Genomic DNA, 22676 nt, shown 5'->3' with positions numbered 1-22676 from the left:
GTGAGCACCGCGCTCCAGTCGAAGATCAACGCGCTGGAGCTGCCCGAGGGCGCGAAGCAGGCGAGCGCGTCGACAGCCGCCTGCCGGACCGACTCCTGGGTGCTGGGGCAGCCGCAGCCCGTCGAGGCCGTGACGCGCAGGCGCAGCACACCGGTCGACGGATCGAAGCCCGCGTGCTCGACGGGGTGCGGAATGCCGTCCAGGGCCCGCGCGATGCGGGTGGGCAGGTCGTCCGGGTGCAACCCGTGCAGGTTCAGCAGGCTCGCGACGAGTTCGTCGCCGAGCAGCCGCTCCAGCGGGGTGCCGGGCGGCTGGGCGCCGGGGTGCTGGAGCAGTTCGACTGCCCGGCCGAGCGCCGCGCCGTAGAACTCCATGAGCGCCCGAACCAGTTCCTCCGCCGCTTTGCAGGCTTCGGCGTCCTGGGTGGCGGCCAGCCGGTCGAGGACCTCCTCGACCTGCCGGCCCGCCTGCTCCGCGGTCGGCGCGCTCATCCGGCGAGGCCGCTCAGCCCGGTGGGCACATGCATCGACTTCACCGTCTTCCCGGCGCCCACGTACATGTGGACACCGCACGGAAGACAGGGGTCGAAGCTGCGCACGGCCCGCATGATGTCGATGCCCTTGAAGTTCTCCGGCGGGTTCTCCTCGAAGATCGGCGTGTTCTGCACGGCGTCCTCGTAGGGCCCGGGGGTGCCGTAGGTGTCGCGGGTGGAGGCGTTCCACGGCGTCGGCGGGTACGGGTGGTAGTTGGCGATCTTGCCGTCCCTGATGACCATGTGGTGCGAGAGGACACCGCGCACCGCCTCGGTGAAGCCGACGCCGATGGACTCGTCCGGCACCTCGAACTTCTCCCAGGTCTGGGTGCGTCCGGCGCGGACCTCCTCGAGCCCCTTCTCCGCGCAGTGCAGGGCGACGGCCGCGGCGTAGGCCTGGAAGTACGTGCGGGCGCGGTTGCGCTCCAGCGCGTTGCTCCACTCGGGGATCTTCCACTCGAAGGTGGTCTCCGGCTTGGTCATCGTGCGCGGCAGGTTGATGACAACGCTGCGGCCGGTGGCCTTGACGTACCCGATGTCGACGAGCCCGGACAGGGCGGTGGACCACAGGCGCGCGATCGGGCCGCCGCCCGTGTCCAGCGGCAGGTGGTCCTTGCCGTCGAACCAGCGCGGCGACATGACCCAGCTGTACTTGTCGCCGAAGTCCCGCTTCTGCGGGGCGGGAATGGTGTGCTGGTTCCAGGGGTGGCGCGGGTCGACCGGGTTGCCGAGCGGGTCGTGGGTGACGAACTGCTCCTGGCCCTGCCAGTCCTCGTAGTACGAACTGCCGAGCAGGATGCGGATGCCGAGGTTGATCTCGGTCAGGTCGTTGGTGACGAGCTTGCCGTCCACGATGACGCCGGGGGTGACGAACATGCGCCGGCCCCAGTCGCTCATGTTGGCGTAGGTGAAGTCGCAGTACTCGGGGTCGTTGAGCGCTCCCCAGCAGCCGAGCAGCACACGCCGGCGGCCCACTTCCTCGTATCCGGGCAGTGCCTCGTAGAAGAAGTCGAAGAGGTCGTCGTGCAGTGGGACGACGCGCTTCATGAACTCCACATACCGCATGAGGCGGGAGAGGTAGTCGGTGAAGAGCTGGACGGACGCGATCGTGCCGACGCCGCCCGGGTACAGCGTGGAGGGGTGGACGTGGCGTCCCTCCATGAGACAGAACATCTCCCGCGTGTACCGGCTGACTTGGAGCGCCTCGCGGTAGAACTCGCCCTCGAGGGGGTTGAGGGAGCGCATGATGTCGGCGATGGTGCGGTAGCCGTGGTCGGCGGCGTGCGGCGCCTCGGTGCGTTCGGCCAGTTCGAGGACGCCCGGGTTGGTCTCGCGGACCATCTTCTCGCAGTAGTCGACCCCGACCAGGTTCTCCTGGAAGATGTTGTGGTCGAACATGTACTCGGCGGACTCGCCGAGGTTGATGATCCACTCGCCGAGGTGCGGCGGCTTCACGCCGTACGCCATGTTCTGGGTGTACACGGAGCAGGTGGCGTGGTTGTCACCGCAGATGCCGCAGATCCGGCTGGTGATGAAGTGCGCGTCGCGCGGGTCCTTGCCGCGCATGAAAACGCTGTAGCCGCGGAAGACCGACGAGGTGCTGTAGCACTCCGCGACGCGCTTCTGCTTGAAGTCGATCTTTGCGTGGATGCCGAGACTTCCCACGATCCGGGTGATCGGATCCCAGGCCATCTCCACCAGGCCGGTGCCGTCACCGGTCGTCGTCGAGGATGCCATTGTGTGTGCGGTGCCCTTCGTCAGTTCTGCGAGCAGGAGAGGGAGTCGGTGGCCTGGTGGGGAGCGGTCACCACGGCGGCCGGTAGCCCGTGGTGATCTTCTGGCCGGTGTGCCGCCACTTGGGCTCGCGGTCCACCGTCTTGGCGGTGATGGTCCGCAGCCTGCGGATCACGGTGCCGTACACGCCGCTGGCTGTGCTGGAGACCTTGCCGCCGGGAGGTTCGTCCATGAACGGCATGAACTTGTCCGGGAATCCGGGCATGGTGCAGGCGATGCAGATGCCTCCCACGTTCGGGCAGCCGCCGATTCCGTTCATCCAGCCGCGCTTGGGTACGTTGCACTTGACGACGGGTCCCCAGCAGCCCAGTTTGACGAGGCACTTGGGAGAGTCGTAGGTCGTGGCGAACTGGCCCTGCTCGTAGTAGCCGGCCCGGTCGCAGCCCTCGTGGACGGTGGCGCCGAACAGCCACGTCGGCCGGAGCTTGTCGTCGAGGGGGATCATCGGAGCGGACCCTGCGGCCTGGTAGAGAAGGTAGGTCAGGGTTTCCGCGAAGTTGTCGGGCTGGATGGGGCAGCCGGGAACGCACACGATGGGGATGCCCGCCTTGGACTTCCAGTCCCATCCCAGGTAGTCGGGCACGCCCATCGCGCCGGTCGGATTGCCGGCCATGGCGTGGATGCCGCCATAGGTGGCGCAGGTACCGATCGCGACGACGGCGAGGGCCTTGGGCGCCAGCCGGTCGATCCATTCACTGGTGGTGACGGGCTGGCCGGTCTCCGGGTTGTCGCCGAAGCCGCACCAGTAACCCTCCTGCTTGATCGCCTCGTTGGGCACGGAGCCCTCGATCACCAGCACGAACGGGTCGATCTCGCCGCGCTCCCCCTTGAAGAACCACTCGATGAAGGTGTCCGCCCCACCGACGGGCCCGCATTCGAAGTCGATCAGCGGCCAGTGGACGGCGATCTTGGGCAGGCCCGGCAGACCGGCGAGCGCGATCTCCTCGATGCTGGGCTGCATGGCTGCCGTCAGCGCGACCGAATCGCCGTCGCAGCTCAGCCCGGCGTTGATCCAGAGGATGTGGATCGGCGACTCGTCGCTGCCGGGCGTACCGGACGCGCCGGGCTCTTCGACCGTGGTCGGCGTTCCTGCGTTCATGAGTACGCCTCCTGGGAGGTTTGCGGCAAAGGCCTCATACGGGCCTTCGATCTTGCTAACAGTCGTCCGGGCGCGCCGCCACCGCACCCGGACGCCCGGCGTCTGCGGGAGCCGCCTGCTTCCGCACGAATGCACGGCGCAGGGCGTGGTACGGCGCGCCGGGGTCCGAGAAGGTGCGCAGCATGTGGGTGAGTTCCTCCTCGCGGTAGGCGGCCAGCGGCTTCGTGGACGCGCGGCGCTCGCTTTCCGCCTTCTTGGTGGCGACGCGCAGCGCGGCGGTGGGGAGCGCCGCCAGCCGTGCGGCCAATCGGGTGACCTCGGCCGCGAAGTCCCGCGGAGCGCAGTCGACGACCCGGTCGACGAGTCCCATGCTCTGCGCGGCGGCTGCCGACACCGGCCGGGCCTCCTCGGTGAGCCGCTTCGCCATGGGGCCGCCCACCCTGCGGGGCAGGGTGTACGTCCAGTACTCCGAGCCGTACAGGCCCATGCGCCGGTAGTGCGGGTTGAGCACGGAGCCCGACCGGCACCAGACCTCGTCCGCGGCCAGGGCGAACATGACGCCGCCGGCGGCGGCGTTGCCGCCGATCGCGCTGACCACGAGCCGGTCGGTGGTGGTCAGAACGGCCTCCACCAGGTCGTTCATGGCGTTGATGTTGGCCCAGGACTCCGCGGCGGGGTCGGCTGCCGCGTCGATGACGTTCAAGTGGATGCCGTTGGAGAAGAAGTCCCGGCTGCCGCCCAGCACCAGCACGGCTGTGGGACGGGAGCACGCCGCGCGGTAGGCGTCCAGCAGCCGGCGGCAGTGATCGGTGCTCATGGCCCCGCCGGGGAACGAGAAGGAAAGGACCCCGACCGGTCCCTCCTCCCGGTAGCGGATGTCGCTCCAGGTGCCGTTGCCCTCGGCCGCGTGCGCGGGCACGGGGATCTCGGGCAGCGGCGGCAGTCGGTCGGCCAGCGCGAGAGTGGCGGGCAGTTTGCAGGCGCGCGGCAGCCCGGGACCGCGGCGGGCCCGCAGTTCGGGGATCCACACCGCCCCGTCGGCCGTCGCGCGACAGACGGCGCCCGCACGCGTGGCCAGCAGCTCACCGGGCCGGCCGCGCAGCGTGTCCTCCGCGTGGCCGCCGTGGAGGAACCATTCGCCACCGAGCAGCTCGTCCCGCACGCCGGGCTGCGAGTCCGCGGCGCGCAGCTTGCGCAGGACCGTTTCCGTGGAGTCGTCGTGCCAGGAGATCCGGCGCATCTCCTGACGGAAGTACGGCCGGGTCCGCGCCATGGCCGACTGCGGAAGGCCGTGCTGCTGCCGGGGAACGTAGGTGCCCGACGCGAAACGGTCGACGGCCAGCAGCACCGCCTCGAGTGCGGCGTCGGAAACCTCGTTCCGGTAGAGGTCGCTCTTCGCGACCCGGGGGACGGGAAAGCCGACGGCCGCCCAGACGTCGCCGGCGTCCATCTCCTCGTCGGCCTGCAGCACGGTGACGCCCCACGTGTCGGCGCCCTCGTCGATCGCCCAGTCCAGCGAGGACGGTCCGCGGTCCCCCACCGGCCCCGGATGCACGATGAGGCAGGTGGAGGCCATCCACACGTCCCGGGGAACCACGGTTTTCAGCAGCGGCGCCACCACGAGGTCGGGCCGGTGCCGCTGCACCGCGGCGCGCACCGCCGAGCCGTCCGGCGTGACCTCCACGGCCACGGCATGCCTGCGGTCACACAGTTCGGCGTGGACCCGCTGGGTGAGACTGTTGTACGCGCTGGCGACGAGCAAGATCCGCATGGCGGCCCTCCCGCAGTGGTGCGGCCTTCTTGGCCGCTCGACACAGCCGACTGCCTGCGATGGTCGGACACAACCGCACGTGGGTGCGGGCATACGGCGCCCACTTCACTCGTAAGCATCACGATTCCGGCCACATGGCCCGAGCGGCGCGACGGTCGGATTCGAATCGACCCATATGCCGGACTGATCCCTGAGTGGGAGAATCGCAGTACACCTGGCACCACAGGAGTGCCCCCGCGACTTCGGACAGGCAGGTCGGCGCATGGCCAAGGAACCCAAGTCATCACAGCCCTCACACGGCAAAGGCCCGAGCCGTCACCGGGGGACCGAGCAGCACGGCTGGTCCCCGGACGTGGACGAGACCCGCCAACAGGACAACCCCAGCGCCCGGCGTTCCTTCCACGCCGAGGAGCATGCGGGCAGCCCCGGCAAGGGCAGGAAGGTTTCCAAGGAGGAGAAGGGGTCCGTTCCCGGCGACACGGTGAAGAGCGAGACCCCGAGCGGCGAGGAGTACGGCGGCGAGTCGGAGAAGGGCATGCGGGACACCGGCCGCAAGGGCCGCTCGCAACGCCCCACCGGGACGAAGGACGACTCCGCGTTCACCGGCGTCGACCCCGACAAGCCCCGCCAGGGCAAGCGCCGACCGGGGTAGGTCCTGGCGCGAACAAGGCGGAGCCCCGCCCGGAAGGGCGGGGCTCCGTGTGTCAGTCCGTGTGTCATGGGGGCGGTGCTCGGCACCGGAAGGGCGCTCGGCGTCAGAAGGTGTCAGAAGGGCGGGGCTCCGCTTCCCTCGATCACCATGAGCCCGGCCTCGGAACTGTGGCGGCTGACGACGCACCTGCCGACTCGGCCGTCGGGCAGCCGCAGTTCGAGTTCCTGGCCGTGCGTCAGGGCTTCCACGACCTCCCAGTCGGCCACCTTGAGGCTGCCGTTCCACACCGACAGCCCAGGAACGTCACCCTCGGGCGGATCGAGCGCACCCGCTTGGCGCTGTTCGGCCCAGGAGAGCAGATCGGCCCAGGCCGGATACTCCACGTCGCCGGCGATCACCGTGACGTCACCCCGGAAGTCGCTCATGCACCCAGTGTGCGCCTGCCAGTGCCCGCGACGCCACGGCCGGCGGCCGGCGGCGGCAGGCTCGGCCCTACCGCGCCCCGTACACCGGCTGCGGCGGCTCGGCGGCGGCCAGTAGTTTCAGTGCCGCCTCGCCCGCTTCGGCCGGTGTCCAGCGGGCGCCCCTGTCGGCCGTCGGGCCCGGCCGCCAGCCCTCCATGACGGTGATCCGGCCGCCCTCCGCCTCGAAGACCCTGCCGGTGACTCCGGCGGACGCGGCGGAAGAGAGCCAGACGACGAGCGGGGAGACGTTCTCGGGGGCCATCGCGTCGAACTCCCCCTCGCCCGGCGCGGTCATCGCCCGGGCGAAGGCATGCTCGGTCATCCGTGTGCGGGCGGCCGGGGCGATGGCGTTGACCTGGATCCCGTAGCGGCCGAGTTCGGCGGCGGCCACGAGCGTCAGGCCCACGATGCCGGCCTTCGCCGCGGAGTAGTTCCCCTGGCCGACACTTCCCGCCAGCCCTGCGCCGGAGCTGGTGTTGACGACACGTGCCTGCGGCGGGCGGCCGGCCTTGGCCTCGGCCCGCCAGTGCTCGGCGGCGTACTTCAGCGGCAGGAAGTGGCCCTTGAGGTGGACGCGCATGACCGCGTCCCAGTCGTCCTCCTCCAGGTTGACGAGCATGCGGTCGCGCAGGAATCCGGCGTTGTTGACCAGGGCGTCGAGGCGGCCGAAGGTGTCGAGGGCGAGGGCGACGAGTGCGGCTGCGCCGTCGGTGGTGGCAACATCGCCTCCGTGGGCGACGGCCTCGCCGCCCAGAGCGCGGATCTCTTCGGCGACCTGCTGGGCGGGGCCGGCGCCGTCTCCGGTGCCGTCGAGCCCGGTGCCGAGGTCGTTGACGACGACCCTGGCGCCTGCCGCTGCCAGGGCGAGGGCATGGGCGCGGCCGAGGCCGCGGCCGGCACCGGTGACGGCGGCGACGCCTCCTGTGCACAGTCCGGTCATCGTGCATCTCCTGTCTTTCCGGGGCGGGTCCCGGGTGTTTGGCCGAGCCCGCCGTCGCGGATGCCGGGGACGGTGTCGACCCGGTGGTCAGTTGTTGACGGTGGCGGCGTCGAGGAAGGCGGGGCGTTCGCCTCCGCCGTGGACGAGCAGACTCGCTCCGGTCACGTACGCGGCACGCGGGGAGGCGAGGAAGACGCAGGCGTCGCCGATCTCGGCGGGTTCGGCGAGCCGGCCGAGCGGCACGGTCCGGCCGACGGCCGCGACGCCGGCCTCGTCCCCGTAGTGCAGATGCGAGAGTTCGGTGCGGACCATGCCGAGGACGAGGGTGTTGACCCGTACCGCCGGCGCCCATTCCACGGCCATGGACCGGGCAAGGTTGTCCAGGCCCGCCTTGGCCGCGCCGTAGGCGGCGGTGCCGGGTGAGGGGCGGGTGCCGCTCACGCTGCCGATCATGATCACGGAGCCACCGGTCCGCTGACCGCGCATGATCTCGTAGGCCGCGAGCGTTGCTGTCAGGGGCGCGGTGAGATTCAGTTCGACCACGCGGGCGTGGCGTACGGCTCCGGCCTCGCCGAGCAGCCGGAACGGGGTTCCTCCGGCGTTGTTGACGAGCGTGTCCAGTCGCCCGTGGTCGCGGTGCAGCTGCCGGAAGAAGGCTTCGACCGCCTCCGGCTCACGCAGGTCGACGGGAACGAATCCGGCCGTGCGTCCCCCCGCCTCGACCGGCGTGTCCGGTGGCCTGCGCGCACAGGTCACGACGTCCGCGCCGGCTTCGAGCAACGCCCGGGTGATGCCCGCGCCGACGCCCCGTGTTCCGCCGGTGACGACGGCGACGGTCCCTGACAGGTCGATGATCGCCGGCAATTGGCACCTCCCGCAGCGGACGGACCGCTGCTATGTTCCACCTAACAAACGTTTGGTGGAAAGGTAGCTGATCCGCCCATGGGTGTCTCCACCTCCGTACCTGAAGACGGAATCGCCGTCGTCACCGTGGACTTCCCTCCCGTCAACGCCCTTCCCGTGCAGGGCTGGTACGACGTGGCCGGCGCCGTCCGCCGCGCCGGCGCCGACCCGGCGGTGCGCTGCGTGGTCCTGGCCGCCGAGGGCCGGGGCTTCAACGCGGGCGTCGACATCAAGGAGATACAGCGAGCCGAAGGACACGCGGCTCTCGTCGGCGCCAACCGCGGCTGCTACGCGGCGTTCGCCGCGGTCTACGACTGCGAAGTGCCTGTCGTCGCCGCCGTGCACGGCTTCTGCCTGGGCGGCGGCATCGGACTCGTGGGCAACGCGGACGCGATCGTCGCCGCCGACGACGCCACCTTCGGACTGCCGGAACTGGACCGGGGCGCGCTCGGTGCCGCCACACATCTCGCCCGCCTGGTCCCCCAGCATCTGATGCGGACCCTGTACTACACCTCGCGCACCGTCACCGCGGCCGAACTGCACGCCCACGGCTCGGTGTGGCGCGTGGTCCCTCGAGCCGAACTCCGGGCGTCGGCCCTCGGGTTGGCGCGGGAGATCGCCGCCAAGGACGGGACGCTGATCCGCCTGGCCAAGGCCGCGATCAACGGCATCGACCCCGTTGACGTCCGCCGCAGCTACCGCTTCGAGCAGGGCTTCACCTTCGAGGCGAATCTCAGCGGCGTCGCCGACCGCGTACGCGGCACCACTTTCGCCGCCGTCGTGCCCGGTGCCGGCGCACCCGACGCCCTCGACGGCCCGACCACCGACAAGGAGCAGCAGACGTGACGAGGGACAAGACGATGACCGCCGAGGAGGTGGTCGACCGGCTCGAGAGCGGCATGACCATCGGCATCGGCGGGTGGGGATCGCGGCGCAAGCCAATGGCACTGGTGCGCGCCCTGCTGCGCTCCGGCATCCAAGACCTGACCGTCGTCTCGTACGGCGGCCCGGATGTCGGGCTGCTCGCCGCGGCGGGAAAGATCCGCAAGCTGGTCGCCGCCTTCGCCACCCTCGATTCCATCCCCCTGGAACCGCACTTCCAAAGGGCCCGCCAACGCGCGGCGTTCACGATGGTGGAGTTCGACGAAGCCATGCTCATGTGGGGGCTGACCGCCGCCGCGCAGCGGCTGCCCTTCATGCCTGTCCGCGCCGGCCTCGCATCGGACGTGATGAGCGTCAATCCGTCCCTGCGTACGGTCACTTCCCCGTACGAGGACGGTGAGGAGCTCGTCGCCGTACCCGCGCTGCGGCTGGACGCCGCGCTCGTGCACGTCAACAGGGCCGACGCGCACGGCAACGGCCAGTACCTCGGCCCCGATCCCTACTTCGACGACCTGTTCTGCGAGGCGGCCGACCGGGCGTACCTGAGCTGCGAACGCATCGTGGACACCGCGGACCTCCTGAAGGACCACGGGCCGCAGTCCCTGCTGGTCAAGCGCGCGTTCGTGAACGGCGTGGTCGAGACCCCGCTCGGTGCCCACTTCACCTCCTGCGCCCCGGACTACGACCGCGACGAGAGGTTCCAGCGCGCCTACGCACAGGCCGCCCGCGAGCAGGACGCCTGGCGAGCCTTCCGAAAACGGTTCCTGTCGGGGGACGAGGACGCCTATCAGGCCGCCGTGGCGGCGTTCCGCGAGGAGGGGGCAGCAGCATGACCGGTGTGGACACGGCGGCCGCGACACGGGCCGAGTACTGCGTGGTGGCCTGCGCCGAATCCTGGCGGGACGCGGGCGAAGTACTGGCGAGCCCGATGGGCACCGTCCCCACGATCGGCGCCCGGCTGGCGAAGCTCACCTTCTCCCCCGATCTCCTGCTCACCGACGGGGAGGCCTTCCTCGCCGGCGACACCCCGGCACTCGGCACCCCGCCCGGCGTGGTGGAGGGCTGGCTGCCGTACCGGCAGCATCTGGCCCTGGTCGCCACGGGACGGCGGCACGTGATGATGGGCGCGAGCCAGCTCGACCGGTACGGGAACCAGAACATCTCCTGCATCGGTGACTGGTCACGGCCCACGCGGCAGCTGCTCGGGGTACGCGGCGCGCCCGTCAACACACTGAACAATCCGACGAGTTACTGGGTCCCGCGGCACTCCGCCCGGGTGTTCGTCGAACGCGTCGACATGGTCTGCGGCGTCGGCCACGACCGTGCGGCCGCCGCCGGACCCACCGCGTCCCGCTACCACCGCATCCCGGACGTCGTCAGCGACCTGGGCGTCTTCGACTTCGAGACCGCCGACCGGACGATGCGGCTGCGGTCCCTGCATCCGGGTGTCACGGTCGAGCAGGTCGTCGACGCCACCGGATTCCCGCTCACGATCCCCGCCGGCGTCCCGTTCACCCGAGAGCCCACCGACGAGGAACTGTGGCTCGTCCGCGAGGTGATTGATCCCAAGGCGCTGCGCCACCGCGAGGTCCCGCATGAGTGACGCCGCGATCGCCACACCGCTCACCCGGCTCGTCGGCGTACGGCACCCGCTCGTGCAGACCGGCATGGGATGGGTCGCCGGGCCGCGGCTGGTGTCGGCCGCCGCAGAAGCGGGCGCGCTGGGAATCCTCGGCTCGGCGACCATGACCGTCGAACAGCTCCGTTCCTCCGTACGGGAGGTGAGGTCCCGTACCGCCGCGCCGTTCGGAGTCAACCTGCGGGCGGACGCCGGTGACGCGGCCGAGCGCGTGCGCATCATCATCGACGAGGGTGTGCGGGTCGCCTCGTTCGCGCTCGCGCCCTCCCGGGAGCTGATCGCGCGGCTCAAGGACGCCGGGGTGATCGTCATCCCGTCCGTCGGGGCCGGGCGGCACGCCGAGAAGATCGCCGCCTGGGGCGCCGACGCCGTCCTGGTGCAGGGCGGTGAGGGCGGCGGCCACACCGGGGACGTCGCCACCGGCGTTCTGCTCCCCCAGGTCGTGGACGCCGTCGACATCCCGGTGATCGCGGCCGGTGGATTCCGGGACGGGCGCGGACTCGTCGCGGCACTGGCCTACGGCGCCTCCGGGATCGCCATGGGCACCCGCTTCCTGCTCACCTCCGACAGCACGGTCCCCGATGCGGTGAAGTCCCGGTATCTGGCCGCGACCGTCAAGGACGTCACCGTCACCACCAAGGTCGACGGCCTGCCGCACCGGATGCTGCGCACCGAACTCGTCGGTTCCCTGGAACGCTCGGGCAGAGCGGCCTCCCTGCTGCGGGCGCTGCGCCACGCGGCAGCGTTCCGTCGCGAAACGGGCATGGGCTGGGCAGAGATGGTCCGCGACGGTCTGGCGATGCGGCACGGCAAGGAACTGTCATGGAGTCAGGTCCTGCTGGCCGCCAACACGCCGATGATGCTGCGGGCCGCCATGGTCGACGGGCGCACCGATCTCGGTGTGATGGCGGCCGGCCAGGTGGCTGGGCTGATCGACGACCTGCCGTCCTGCGCCGAGCTGATCGAACGGGTCATGGCGGAAGCGCTCGCCACGCTCCGTGCACTGCCGCATACGCCCTGACTCCTGGTCCAGGAGCCCCGCACCGGCCGTCACAGGCGTTCGATGATGGTGACATTGGCCTGGCCGCCGCCCTCGCACATGGTCTGCAGGCCGTATCGGCGGCCGGTGCGCTCGAGTTCATGGAGCAGTGTCGTCATCAGTTTGGTCCCGGTGGCGCCCAGCGGGTGGCCCAGCGCGATGGCCCCGCCGTTGACGTTGACCCGGGAAGGGTCGGCTCCGGTCTCCTTGAGCCAGGCCAGCACCACGGACGCGAACGCCTCGTTGATCTCGACCAGGTCGATGTCGTCGATCGACATCCCGGTCTTCTTCAGGGCGTGGGCGGTTGCCGGGATCGGGGCGGAGAGCATCCGGATCGGGTCCTCGCCGCGTGCCGAGAGGTGGTGGACACGCGCCCGGGGCGTCAGTCCGTGTTCCCGAACGGCTCGCTCGCTCGCCAGCAGCATGGCGGAGGCGCCGTCGGACACCTGCGAGGAGACCGCGGCGGTCAGCCGGCCGCCGTCGACGAGGGGGCGCAGGCCGGCCATCTTCTCCAAGGAGGTGTCCCGGCGCGGTCCCTCGTCGGTCGTCACGTCACCGTAGGGGATCAGTTCGCGCGCGAAGCGGCCCTCGTCGATGGCGCGGACGGCCCGCCGGTGCGAGCGCAGAGCGAACTCCTCCATCGCCTCCCGGGTGATGTCCCACTTCTTCGCGATCAGCTCGGCGCCGTGGAACTGGTTGACGGGCCGGTCGCCGTAGCGGACACGCCAGCCCGCGGAGCCGGCGAACGGGCCCTCGGTCAGCCCCAAAGGCTCGGCGGCCTGGCGGCTCGCGAAGGCGATGGGCACCTGGGACATGTTCTGCACGCCGCCGGCGACGACGAGGTCGCAGGTGCCGGACATGACGGCCTGTGCCGCGAAGTGGACCGCCTGCTGGGAAGATCCGCACTGCCTGTCCACGGTGACACCGGGCACCTCTTCGGGCAGCCCGGCCGCGAGCCAGCAGGTGCGGGCGATGTCACCGGCCTGCGGTCCGACGGTGTCGAGGCAGCCGAGGACGACGTCCTCGACGGCCGCCGGGTCGATGCCCGAACGCTCCACCAGCGCCTTCAGCGCGTGGGCGCCGAGGTCGGCCGGATGGACCGTGGACAGACCGCCGCCCCGCTTCCCGACCGGGGTGCGTACGGCTTCGACTATGTAGGCCTCGGGCATGGCTGCTGCTCCTTGTTGTCAGGGTAGTCACGTCGCTCGTGTTCGTGTCGCCTCCGCAGTGCGACGCCGTCCAGCACCATGGAGAGGTACTGGCGGGCGATCTCCTCGGGGCCGTGCCGTCCGCCCGGGCGGTACCAGGAGGCGGCCACCCACACCGTGTCGCGGACGAAGCGGTAGGTGAGCCGGATGTCCAGGTCGGCACGGAAGACATGGGCCGCCACCCCGCGCTCGAGGGTTCTGAGCCATGCCTTTTCGAACCTGCGCTGCGATGCGGAGAGGTAGGTGAAGCGGGGCTGCGCCAAGAGGTGCCGGGACTCCTTCTGGTAGATCGCCACGGCGGCGCGGTGCCGGTCGATCTCGCGGAAGGATTCGGTCACCAGTGCTTCGATCGTCTCCCTGGGGCCGAGCCCCGCGGCGAGTACGGCGTCGTACCCGGCCCACAGGTCTTCCAGGAAGGTGGAGAGGATCTCGTCGAGCATCGACTCCTTGGAGTCAAAGTGGTAGTAGAGGCTTCCCGCCATGATCCCGGCCGCGTCGGCGATCTCGCGGACGGTGGTGGCGTCGTACCCCTGCTCGGCGAACACCTCGGCCGCGGTGGCGAGAAGTTCGTTCCGGCGCTCCGGCGCCGGCTTCATCGCGGTCCTCCTGCTGTCGCTGGTCCCCGGCACCGGCTCATCGCGGCATCAGGCGTGCTGGCTGCTGACGGAGAGGACCTCTCCGGTCAGGTACGACGAGTAGCCCCCCGCCAGGAAGACGATCACGTTGGCGACCTCCCACGGTTCGGCATGCCGGCCGAACGCCTCACGAGCGGTGAGTTCCGCCAGCAGTTCCGGGGTGGTGACCTTCACCAGATGCGGATGCATCGCCAGGCTGGGTGCGACGGCGTTGACGCGCACGCCGTAGTCCGCTGCTTCGACGGCCGCACACCGGGTGAGGGCCATGACTCCCGCCTTGGCGGCTGCGTAATGGGCCTGCCCGCGCTGGGCCCGCCAGCCCACCACCGAGGCGTTGTTGACGATGACGCCGCCGCTTCCGGTGGCCTTCATGCGGCGCAGTGCGGAGCGGGTGCAGCGGAAGGTGCCGTTGAGGGTGACGTCGAGAACCGTGTCCCACTGGGCGTCGGTCATCTCTACCAGATCGGCGGTTCCGCCGAGTCCGGCGTTGTTGACCACGATGTCGAGGCGGCCGTGGCGTTGTTCCGCGAGGTCGAACAGTGCGGCGATCTGGGTTTCGTCGGTGACGTCACACGGCAGGGCCGCGACTCGTTCCGCGCCGAACTCGGCGGCGAGCAGTGTCTCGGTTTCCTTCAGCCTGCGGGTGTGGGCGTCGGAAAGGACGATGTCCGCGCCCTCCTCCAGCAGGCGTCTGGCGGTCGCCCCGCCGATGCCCGCGCCGGCGGCGGCGGTGATGACGGCTGTGCGGCCGGCGAGCAGCCGGTGGCCCGGTACGTACGGCGGTGGCGCCTGGCTCATGGGCGTGGCTCCTTCGGCAGGCCGAGCACCCGCTCGGCGATGATGTTCCGCTGGATCTCGTTGGAGCCCGCGTAGATGGTGTCGGCGCGGGAGAAGAGGAACAGCCGCTGCCAGTCGTCGAGTTCGTACGGCTCTCCCGCGGCCAGCATGCCGCCGGCCCCGCACACGTCCATGGCGAGCTCGCCCAGCTCGCGGTGCCACGTCGACCAGAAGATCTTGCCGATGGACGCCTCGGGGCCCGGGGCTCCGGCCGCGACGCCGTCGAGCATGCGCAGGGCGTTGAATCGGATGGTCTCGACGCCGACCCACGCCCGGGCGAGGCGGTCGCGGATCAGCGGGTCGTCGGCGGCTCCGTTGCGCACGGCCAGATCGATGAGCGTCTCGAGTTCGCGGCGGAAGCCGACCTGCTGGCCGAGGGTGGAGACGCCGCGCTCGAAGCCGAGGGTCGCCATGGCCACCTGCCAGCCCTCACCCGGCACGCCGACGACGTGGGAGGCGTGGGTGCGGGCGGCGTCGAAGAACACCTCGTTGAACTCGCAGGTGCCGGTCAGCTGGGTGATCGGCCTGACTTCCACCCCGGGCTGGTCCATGGGGACCAGGAGGTAGGACAGCCCCTGGTGGCGGGTGGCGCCGGGCTCGGTGCGGGCGACGACGAAGCACCAGTCGGCCTCGTGGGCGAGCGAGGTCCAGATCTTCTGCCCCGTGATCACCCACTCGTCGCCGTCCCGTTCCGCCCGCGTCCGTACGCCCGCGAGGTCCGATCCCGCGTCCGGCTCGCTGTAGCCCTGGCACCACAGCTCCCGGGCCGCGACGATCGCCGGGAGGAAGCGCCTTTGCTGCGCGGGGGTGCCGAGGGCGACAAGGGTGGGTCCCAGCAGCTGCTCCCCGATGTGACCGACCCGGGCGGGCGCGTTGGCGAGGGCGTACTCCTCATGGAAGGCGACCTGCTCCTCGATGGTCGCGCCGCGCCCTCCGTGCTCCTTCGGCCAGCCGACGCACGTCCAGCCGGCCGCCGCCATGTGCCGCTCCCACGCCAGCCGTTGGGCGAAGCACTCGTGCTCGCGGCCGGGTCCGCCGCGGCCCCGCAGGCCGGCGAAGTCTCCGGAGAGGTTGGCGGCCAGCCAGTCCCGGACCTCCGCTCTGAACTCCTCGACGGCGTTCATTCCGGCTCCCCTGCCGATCTCGACGGCCCACCGCCCGTACGTTAACCTACCAAACACTTGTTAGGGAAGGAGGGCGGATGTCCGCTGCCCCCACAGAGCCGGTCCGCTACCAACTCCGGGGCCCCGTCGCCCTGGTGACCCTGAACCGGCCCGACTACCGCAACGCCCAGAACTCCGCGATGACGTACGCCCTCGACCGCGCCTTCTACCGGGCCGCCGACGACGACGCCGTCAAGGTCGTGGTCCTGGCGGGAGCGGGTGAGCACTTCTGCGCCGGGCACGACATCGGAACCCCGGAGCGCGACGCCCACCTGCCGTTCGAGCGCAGGGCCGGGCTGTGGTGGGACCACTCGGACAAGGCCGGCGCGGAGAGCCGCTTCGCCCGCGAGTCCGAGGTGTATCTGGGCATGTGCCGCCGCTGGCGTGAGCTGCCCAAGCCGGTGATCGCCTCGGTCCAGGGCGCCTGCATAGCGGGCGGGTTGATGCTCGCCTGGGTGTGCGACCTCATCGTCGCCTCCGAGGACGCGTTCTTCGCCGACCCGGTGGTCCGCATGGGCATCCCCGGGGTCGAGTACTTCGCCCACCCGTGGGTGATGCCGCCGCGGATCGCCAAGGAGTTCCTGTACACCGGAGACCGGATGAGCGCCCGGCGCGCGTACGAGGTCGGCATGGTCAACCGCGTCGTCTCCCGCGCCGAACTGCCCGAAACGGCGATGGAGTTGGCGAACCGGATCGCCGAGATGCCGCGCATGGGGCTGGCGCTCACGAAGCGTGCGGTCAACCAGGCCGAGGATCTGCAGGGCCTGCACACCGGCATGGACTCGGTCTTCGGGCTGCACCACCTCGCTCATGCGCACAACGCGGAGACGGCTTCGGACGCGCTGGCCGGCATGGACGTCCGCGCGATGAAGAAGGCGGGCTCCTGATGGACCTGCGCTTCACCGCCGCCGAGGATGCCTTCCGGGCCGAGGCCCGCGCCTGGCTCGACGACCACGTGCCGGACGTCCCGCTGCCCTCGCTGGAGACCGCGGAGGGGTTCGCCGCGCACCGGGAATGGGAGCGCACGCTGTTCGCCGACCGCTGGTCGGTGGTCTCCTGGCCGACGGAGCACGGAGGCCGGGGCGCCTCGCTTCTCGAGTGGCTGATCTTCGAGGAGGAGTACTACGCGGCAGGCGCGCCGGGCCGGGTCGGCCAGAACGGCATCAGCCTGCTCGCCCCCACTCTGTTCGAGCACGGCACCGACGAGCAGCGGGCCCGCATCCTGCCACCGATGGCGAGCGGCGACGTGATCTGGGCCCAGGCGTGGTCGGAACCGGACTCCGGCTCCGACCTCGCCTCCCTGCGCTCGACCGCCGTGCGGACCGAAGGCGGCTGGCTGCTCGAGGGCCACAAGACCTGGTCCTCCCGCGCCGCATTCGCCGACCGCGCCTTCGGCCTCTTCCGCAGTCACCCCCACGCCGGCAGGCCACACCACGGGCTGACGTATCTGATGTTCCCGCTCGACGCGCCGGGCGTGACGGTCCGGCCCATCGGCCGGCTCGACGGCAAGCCCGCCTTCGCCGAACTCTTCCTGGACGAGGTCTTCGTGCCCGACAAGGACGTCATCGGCGAGCCCGGCGAGGGCTGGCGGGTGGCCATGAGCACCGCCGGCAACGAACGCGGGCTGACGCTGCGCAGCCCCGGCCGTTTCACCGCCGCGGCCGACCGTCTGACGGCCCTGTGGCGCGACAGGGCGGATCCGTCCGACACGGCCCTGCGCGACCGGGTGGCCGACGCGGTGATCGGCGCCCGCGCCTACCGGTTGTTCACCTACGCGGCCGCCTCGCGCATCGCCGCCGGCGGCGCGATCGGCGCCGAGTCGAGCCTGAACAAGGTCTTCTGGTCCGAGCTCGACATCGCGCTGCACGAGACCGCCCTGGACATTCTCGGCCCGTACGGGGAGCTCGCCGACCGGGCCGGGGAAGCGCCGGCGCACGGCAGTTGGGCCGAGGGTTACACGTTCGCGCTGGCCGGCCCGATCTACGCCGGCACCAACGAGATCCAGCGCGACATCATCGCCGAGCGGCTGCTCGGCCTGCCGAAAGGACGCCGGTGATGCGGTTCCTCCTCGACGAGGAGCAGCGGGAGTTCGCCCGCTCCCTGGACGGCATGCTCGCGGCGGCCGGGACCCCGGGCGTGGCACGTGCGTGGGCGTCCGGCGACCATGCCCCGGGGCGCGCGCTGTGGGCGAGGCTGGCCGACGCCGGGGTCTTCGCGCTCGCCGTACCGGAGCGGCACGGCGGCCTGGGGCCGCTGCCGGTGGAACTGGGCGTCGCCTTCACCGAAATCGGCCGCCATGCCGCGCCCGGGCCGCTGGTCGAGACGGTGGCCGCCGCGGCCTTCCTCGACCGGCTCGGCGACGAAACGGCGGCCGACGCGTGGCTGCCCGGCATCGCCACCGGCAAGACCGTCGCCTCACTCTGTCTGCTCTCCGCCGCCGGCCCGTACGCCCTGGACGCCGACGCCGCCGACGTTGTCCTTGTCGTCGACGGCAACACCGTACGGCTGTCGGACGGGGCCGGGCCCGTCCAGTTGTCCCTCGATCCGGTCCGCCGGCTGTTCCGCCCCAGGGGGAACCAGCTCGTGGCGCGAGGTCACGCCGTGGCAGCCGCGGCCGCACATGCCGCCGATGTCGCCGCACTGGTCACGGCCGCTCAGTCACTCGGGCTGGGCCGTACCCTGCTGGCCCGTACCGTCGCCCACGCCGAGCAGCGGACCCAGTTCGGGGTGCCGATCGGGTCCTTCCAGGCGGTGAAGCACCGGTTGGCCGACGCCTTGATCGGTCTGGAGTTCGCCGAGCCGTTGATCCTTGCCGCCGCACTCGCCCTGGCGCAGGACGATCCGGACGTCGGTCGCCGGATCGCGGCCGCGAAGGTGGCCGCATGCGAGGCGGCCTGCACCGCGGCCGGTACCGCTCTGCAGATCCACGGCGCCATCGGCTACACCGACGAGCTGGATCTCTCACTGTGGATCCGCAAGGCCCGCGCTCTGCGGTCGGCCTGGGGCACCCCCGCCGCATGCCGCGCCCGCGTGCTGACCGCTTGAGACCACCTGGGACAGGCCGCACAGGACGGAGCGCACCCATGAGACCGACCGAGGAGCAGGAAGAACTGCGAGGTGCCGTACGGTCGCTCCTGACCCGCCACGCGGGCGCGGCGGCCTGGCTTCCCCTGACCGGGCAGATCGGGGTCGCGGGTCTCGCCGTTCCGGAGCGATACGGCGGGGCGGGCTGCGGTGCGAGGGAAGTCCATGTGGTGATGGAGGAGTTGGGGCGAGGGCTCAGTCCGGTTCCCTTCCTCGGCTCCGCCGTTCTCGCGGCGCAGGCGCTGCTCGCCTCGGACGACGGAGCGGCGTGCGCGCGGCTGCTGCCGCAGCTCGCCGCCGGCAGCACCACAGGGGCACTGGCCTGGGCCGAGCGGGGCTCGTGGGACCCGGCGGCGATCCGCTGCACCGCGTCCCGCCGGCCCGGCGGGACGTGGCGGCTCGACGGGACCAAGGAGCATGTGCTGGACGGCTGTGAAGCCGACGTCCTCCTCGTCGCGGCCCGTACGGACGCGGGGGCCTCGCTCTTCCAGGTGGCCGTGGACGGTACGGGAGTGAGCCGCGAAGCGGCGGTCACGATGGACCGGTCACGGGCCCAGTCGCGCGTAATTCTTCGCGGCGCAGAGGGCCGGCTCGTCGGCGCCGACGGCGACGGAGAGCGGATTCTGCAGCACGTACTGGACCTGGCCTGCACGGCGCTCGCCGCCGAGCAGACCGGGGCGGCCGAGCGCTGTCTCGAACTCACCGTCGCGCACGCCAAGGACCGCATCCAGTTCGGGCGGCCCATCGGCTCCTTCCAGGCGGTCAAGCACCGGCTCGCTGACGCCTATGTGCTCGTCGAGTCGGCGCGTTCGGCCGCGCTCGGCGCGGCGTTCGCGGCAGCCGAGGAGTCGCCCGCGCTGACCCGGTGCGCCGCGGTCGCCAAGTCGGCCTGCTCGGTGGCGTTCTCCTGGGTGGCGGGCGAGATGATCCAGTTGCACGGGGGCATCGGCATCACGTGGGAACACGACGCGCACCGCTACTTCAAGCGCGCGCACGGCTCCAGCCGGCTGTTCGGCCCGCCGGCATGGCATCGCGCCCGCCTCGCCGCCGGCCTGGGGCTGGTGGGGGTGCGCCGTAACGGATCGTGACGGGGCAGGGGCAGGGCCGGCCTCGTCGTCGCGCCACTCTTGATCGTCGACCGCGGCGACCGACGCCGCACCACCCTGAACACGGGCATCGTGACCGCAGGACACCGGCTGCACGGCCGCAAGCATTCCGGCCGGGATTTCGGCAGGGTAGGGGGATGCGACTCCTCCTGATCTCCGACACCCATGTCCCCAAGCGCGCGCGGCATCTGCCCGCGGAGCTCCTGGCAGAGCTCGACAAGGCCGATGTGGTGATCCACGCGGGAGACTGGGTCGACGAGGCCACCCTGGATCTGCTCGAGGCCCGTGCGGCGCGCCTCGTGGCCGTGTACGGAAACAACGACGGACCCGCCCTGCGCGCCCGGCTGCCCGAGGTCGCCCGCGCCGAAGTCGGCGGGCTCCGGTTCGGAGTCGTCCACGAGACGGGTCCCGCCGCCGGACGCGAGGCCAGATGCGCAGCCCGCTTCCCCGACCTCGACGTACTCGTTTTCGGACACAGCCACATTCCGTGGGACACCCTTGCCACGGGTGGCCTGCGACTGCTCAACCCCGGCTCGCCCACGGACCGTCGACGGCAGCCGCACTGCACGTTCATGACGGCCCGCGTCGCCGAGGGCCGACTGACCGACGTCCGGCTGCACCGCCTGCCACCACGAGGTGGTCGCCCCTCCACCTGACCTCGCCAGGCCCCGCGGCACGGTTGTGCGTGCCGTGTCGGTGGCGGCCGAAAGGGTCGCGGGTCACCCGAACGGGCGCACGGCGCGGGTGAGTACGAGGGACGGCACAAGAGTGCGGCGGGGCTGCATGCTCGCTGCTCCTGCCCTTCGGGCCGCTACCGGACGGGGCGGCGTGGTTCTCACCGATCGCGTGGCGCATTGCGAACCCAGGACGGGGCAGTTTCACTACAGCCAAGTTCGCCCCCACGAGGGCAGGAATCGGAGGCAGTGATGCTGTCCCACTTGATCCAACACGGCGTCCTGGTCATCACTGTGCACACCGACCCTGGCATCGGTCAGCGGGCAGCACTCTCGAAAGAGATCAGCGATCTCGTCCACCTCCACCGGCCGGCCCCCGTCGTCATCGTTCTCGAGGAACAGGCCGCCGGCAGCGCGGCGGTCAGCGCCGTACTCAGAGCCCACCGCATGTGCAACCACCTCGGGGTGCTGATGTCCGTCGCCACGCACAGCGCACCGGCCCGGCGCCTGCTCGAGTCGAACGCGGACACCACCGGAACGCGTCTCGTCATCCATGCCCGCACGGACACCGCGATCTCCACGGCGTTCTCAGCCGCAGCCTGACCGCGACGCCCGGCCGGCCGGCTCGGACGAGGCGGCTGCCTCCTGAAGCAGATCCCCCCGGTGAGGACGCGAGCCGATCCGGGCCGGCCGCGCGTTCTTCAGGAGGGGAGCGAGCCGCCTCGCCCCTTCATTCCGTCCGGGCCGACCGGCCCTTCAGTGCGTCGGGAGTCAGCAGGTGCGGCCGACGTACCGAGCGCCCTGGATCTTGCTCGCCGATCCCAGCCATGTCTCGCCAGGACCCACGCACCACTCGTAGTTGGGGCCGAAGACCTCGATCTCAATGACGATGCGCGAGCCGTCCCCGGTGCAGTGGTTGTAGTGGGCGTCGGACGCGGTCTTGTAGAACCCGCAGGGGTTCATGGCTGCCGGGCCGGGCACCGCAGTGGCAGTCGCGGCCGTAGCGGCAGGGACGGACCCGAAGGCCAGGGCGGCAGCGGCACCAGCGGCCAGCAGCGCATGACGAACACGCATCATGATCTCCTCGTCGAACCTTGTGCCCGGGTGCTGATTCACGCGGGCACATGATGATCGCGGGACCGATCGCCGGAGATCGGGCGGATTGATCCGTACGGACGCGGCAGTGCAGCCGATCGAGTTCTTGGACGCGCACTGGATGCCGCGCGTTGCCGTGTTGTACTCGCCATTCGAAATCGAACAGGAGTATGGTTCAGTGCATGGCCGGAACCGACTTCCCCGACGATCTGCGCACCGCGCAGACCCGCCTTCACCAGGCAACTTCCGAGCTGGCCGCCCTCTGTCGCGCTCTGCCGTGGAGCGTGGAGCCCATGGCGGGCTGGCCGGGCACCGAGCATCCGCACACCGGCGAGGTCACCGGTGGCCGTGAAGACAGCCCCGGCTGGACCGAGGAGCAGAAGCGGGTGGTGAAGCGGCTGCGGATGGAGTGCACCGACCTCTCGATCCGCATCGCCTCGCACCCCTACTGGGACGCGGTCGAGGCCGAGAAGCGGGTGGAGGCCCGCCAGGCGCTGAAGGCCGAGGCGAGGTCCGCGACGCCCGCGATCGACGTCACGACCGCGGCATAGTGCTCCCGGCATCCCGGGGGCGTCCGCGGCTCAAGCGGCGGACGCCCCATGACGAGACGTCGGAATCAGTGGGCCGCGGGATACGGTTGGCCGCTCGTCCGATGTCTGTGCAAGCATGTCCCCGTCACACATATACCGACGGCGGCAAAACGATCCGCGCCGTGCATCCACCTCTTCGGCCGGTGCGGGCGCAGGGAAGATGCGGGCGGTCCGGCCGGGCATGTCCGTGCACTTCAGCCGTCTCTTTGAATCTCCGGGGGAACTCCGTGTCCGCTGCTCAGAACACCGCATCCTTGAAGTCTCCGGCTTCGCCCGCCTCGCCTGCGTGGAACGATCTGTTCCTCGAACCGGCTTACGCCGACGGTGACTTCCTCACGGACACCGACGAGTTCGCCGACGGCCCTGCCGAGGTCGACGAGTCGGAGCCGGCACGGGGAAAGCGTCGGCCCACCGGGCGTTGACGCCCCGCCCGCCCCCATCACGGCGGACCGTTGCAGCCGTGGACCGGTGAAGCGGTGGGCTGTTGAAGGTGCTGTCGGGCGGGTCCGCCGGGCCACCAATCGAGGGGTTCGAGGTCGCGTACGCCGACCGGGACGGGTCGGAGTTCC

The 22676-nt window shown here is 71.0% G+C and carries 25 protein-coding genes; 13 read left to right on the top strand and 12 right to left on the bottom strand.

Features of this window, described 5'->3' with window-relative positions; all coding sequences use genetic code 11:
* From ABZ070_RS22050 to ABZ070_RS22035, 4 genes are all read right to left on the bottom strand, one after another.
* A partial coding sequence (locus tag ABZ070_RS22050; RefSeq protein ID WP_356636389.1) for a hypothetical protein occupies positions 1-491 on the bottom strand: 491 nt, incomplete at its 3' end.
* A complete protein-coding gene (locus ABZ070_RS22045) occupies positions 488-2269 on the bottom strand; it encodes a nickel-dependent hydrogenase large subunit (RefSeq protein ID WP_356636387.1) in 1782 nt (593 codons plus the stop codon). The genes ABZ070_RS22050 and ABZ070_RS22045, both read right to left, overlap by 4 nt.
* Positions 2270-2336: 67 nt before the next feature.
* Positions 2337-3425 carry a hydrogenase expression protein HypE gene (locus ABZ070_RS22040; RefSeq protein WP_356636385.1) on the bottom strand — a complete coding sequence of 363 codons (1089 nt, stop codon included), beginning with the start codon at positions 3423-3425 and terminating at the stop codon, positions 2337-2339.
* 55 nt (positions 3426-3480) lie between these two features.
* Entirely contained in the window at positions 3481-5196 is a 1716-nt protein-coding gene (locus tag ABZ070_RS22035) for an enoyl-CoA hydratase-related protein (RefSeq protein WP_356636383.1), read from the bottom strand.
* Positions 5197-5458: 262 nt separating this feature from the next.
* Between ABZ070_RS22035 and ABZ070_RS22030 the strand changes: the two genes are divergently transcribed.
* Positions 5459-5848 (top strand): hypothetical protein, encoded by a 390-nt coding sequence (locus tag ABZ070_RS22030; protein WP_356636381.1) that lies wholly within the window; start codon positions 5459-5461, stop codon positions 5846-5848.
* Positions 5849-5961: 113 nt separating this feature from the next.
* Here the strand turns inward: ABZ070_RS22030 and ABZ070_RS22025 are convergent, their stop codons facing one another.
* The 3 genes from ABZ070_RS22025 to ABZ070_RS22015 form a co-directional block, all read right to left on the bottom strand.
* Positions 5962-6273: a hypothetical protein gene (locus ABZ070_RS22025; protein WP_356636379.1), complete on the bottom strand. Its 312-nt coding sequence runs from the start codon at positions 6271-6273 to the stop codon at positions 5962-5964.
* Positions 6274-6340: 67 nt separating this feature from the next.
* Positions 6341-7252, bottom strand: coding sequence for an SDR family oxidoreductase (locus ABZ070_RS22020; protein ID WP_356636377.1), 912 nt, complete (start codon positions 7250-7252; stop codon positions 6341-6343).
* 87 nt (positions 7253-7339) lie between these two features.
* Positions 7340-8116, bottom strand: a complete 777-nt coding sequence (locus ABZ070_RS22015; protein WP_356636375.1) for an SDR family oxidoreductase — start codon at positions 8114-8116, stop codon at positions 7340-7342.
* A 78-nt stretch (positions 8117-8194) separates the two neighbouring features.
* On the opposite strand from ABZ070_RS22015, the gene ABZ070_RS22010 reads away from it, so the two are divergent.
* The 4 genes from ABZ070_RS22010 to ABZ070_RS21995 are packed head-to-tail and all read left to right on the top strand — an operon-like array spanning position 8195 to position 11697.
* Positions 8195-9001 carry an enoyl-CoA hydratase family protein gene (locus ABZ070_RS22010; RefSeq protein ID WP_356636373.1) on the top strand — a complete coding sequence of 269 codons (807 nt, stop codon included), beginning with the start codon at positions 8195-8197 and terminating at the stop codon, positions 8999-9001.
* A 14-nt stretch (positions 9002-9015) separates the two neighbouring features.
* Positions 9016-9870, top strand: coding sequence for a CoA-transferase (locus tag ABZ070_RS22005; protein ID WP_356636393.1), 855 nt, complete (start codon positions 9016-9018; stop codon positions 9868-9870).
* Positions 9867-10640, top strand: a complete 774-nt coding sequence (locus tag ABZ070_RS22000) for a CoA-transferase (RefSeq protein WP_356636371.1) — start codon at positions 9867-9869, stop codon at positions 10638-10640. The genes ABZ070_RS22005 and ABZ070_RS22000 overlap by 4 nt, the downstream gene beginning before the upstream one ends.
* Positions 10633-11697 (top strand): nitronate monooxygenase, encoded by a 1065-nt coding sequence (locus ABZ070_RS21995; protein WP_356636369.1) that lies wholly within the window; start codon positions 10633-10635, stop codon positions 11695-11697. Before ABZ070_RS22000 ends, ABZ070_RS21995 begins: the two co-directional genes overlap by 8 nt.
* Before the next feature lie 29 nt (positions 11698-11726).
* Here ABZ070_RS21995 and ABZ070_RS21990 read toward each other — a convergent pair whose 3' ends face one another.
* The 4 genes from ABZ070_RS21990 to ABZ070_RS21975 are packed head-to-tail and all read right to left on the bottom strand — an operon-like array spanning position 11727 to position 15519.
* Entirely contained in the window at positions 11727-12884 is a 1158-nt protein-coding gene (locus tag ABZ070_RS21990; protein ID WP_356636367.1) for an acetyl-CoA C-acetyltransferase, read from the bottom strand.
* Entirely contained in the window at positions 12866-13519 is a 654-nt protein-coding gene (locus tag ABZ070_RS21985) for a TetR/AcrR family transcriptional regulator (RefSeq protein WP_356636365.1), read from the bottom strand. Before ABZ070_RS21985 ends, ABZ070_RS21990 begins: the two co-directional genes overlap by 19 nt.
* A 48-nt stretch (positions 13520-13567) precedes the next feature.
* Positions 13568-14356, bottom strand: coding sequence for an SDR family oxidoreductase (locus ABZ070_RS21980; RefSeq protein WP_356636363.1), 789 nt, complete (start codon positions 14354-14356; stop codon positions 13568-13570).
* On the bottom strand, positions 14353-15519 hold the full coding sequence (locus tag ABZ070_RS21975; RefSeq protein ID WP_356636361.1) for an acyl-CoA dehydrogenase family protein: 1167 nt from the start codon (positions 15517-15519) through the stop codon (positions 14353-14355). Before ABZ070_RS21975 ends, ABZ070_RS21980 begins: the two co-directional genes overlap by 4 nt.
* A gap of 77 nt (positions 15520-15596) precedes the next feature.
* Here ABZ070_RS21975 and ABZ070_RS21970 point away from each other — a divergent pair, with 77 nt between their 5' ends.
* From ABZ070_RS21970 to ABZ070_RS21945, 6 genes are all read left to right on the top strand, one after another.
* Entirely contained in the window at positions 15597-16445 is an 849-nt protein-coding gene (locus tag ABZ070_RS21970) for an enoyl-CoA hydratase (protein ID WP_356636359.1), read from the top strand.
* The gene (locus ABZ070_RS21965; RefSeq protein WP_356636357.1) at positions 16445-17614 is read left to right on the top strand and encodes an acyl-CoA dehydrogenase family protein; all 1170 of its coding nucleotides are present in this window, start codon (positions 16445-16447) and stop codon (positions 17612-17614) included. Before ABZ070_RS21970 ends, ABZ070_RS21965 begins: the two co-directional genes overlap by 1 nt.
* Positions 17614-18603: an acyl-CoA dehydrogenase family protein gene (locus ABZ070_RS21960; RefSeq protein WP_356636355.1), complete on the top strand. Its 990-nt coding sequence runs from the start codon at positions 17614-17616 to the stop codon at positions 18601-18603. Before ABZ070_RS21965 ends, ABZ070_RS21960 begins: the two co-directional genes overlap by 1 nt.
* 38 nt (positions 18604-18641) lie before the next feature.
* Positions 18642-19730 (top strand): acyl-CoA dehydrogenase family protein, encoded by a 1089-nt coding sequence (locus tag ABZ070_RS21955; RefSeq protein ID WP_356636353.1) that lies wholly within the window; start codon positions 18642-18644, stop codon positions 19728-19730.
* 155 nt (positions 19731-19885) lie between these two features.
* On the top strand, positions 19886-20404 hold the full coding sequence (locus tag ABZ070_RS21950) for a metallophosphoesterase (protein ID WP_356636351.1): 519 nt from the start codon (positions 19886-19888) through the stop codon (positions 20402-20404).
* A 270-nt stretch (positions 20405-20674) separates the two neighbouring features.
* On the top strand, positions 20675-21025 hold the full coding sequence (locus tag ABZ070_RS21945) for a hypothetical protein (RefSeq protein WP_356636349.1): 351 nt from the start codon (positions 20675-20677) through the stop codon (positions 21023-21025).
* 168 nt (positions 21026-21193) lie between these two features.
* Here the strand turns inward: ABZ070_RS21945 and ABZ070_RS21940 are convergent, their stop codons facing one another.
* Positions 21194-21496, bottom strand: a complete 303-nt coding sequence (locus ABZ070_RS21940) for a DUF6355 family natural product biosynthesis protein (RefSeq protein ID WP_356636391.1) — start codon at positions 21494-21496, stop codon at positions 21194-21196.
* 203 nt (positions 21497-21699) lie between these two features.
* Between ABZ070_RS21940 and ABZ070_RS21935 the strand changes: the two genes are divergently transcribed.
* A complete protein-coding gene (locus ABZ070_RS21935; RefSeq protein WP_356636347.1) occupies positions 21700-22068 on the top strand; it encodes a hypothetical protein in 369 nt (122 codons plus the stop codon).
* A 293-nt stretch (positions 22069-22361) separates the two neighbouring features.
* Positions 22362-22529 carry a hypothetical protein gene (locus tag ABZ070_RS21930; RefSeq protein ID WP_356636345.1) on the top strand — a complete coding sequence of 56 codons (168 nt, stop codon included), beginning with the start codon at positions 22362-22364 and terminating at the stop codon, positions 22527-22529.
* The last annotated feature ends 147 nt before the right edge of the window (positions 22530-22676 follow it).

Source organism: Streptomyces sp. NPDC006283, assembly GCF_040613325.1.
Lineage (GTDB): Bacteria > Actinomycetota > Actinomycetes > Streptomycetales > Streptomycetaceae > Streptomyces.
This window is presented reverse-complemented; position numbering and strand designations above follow the sequence as displayed.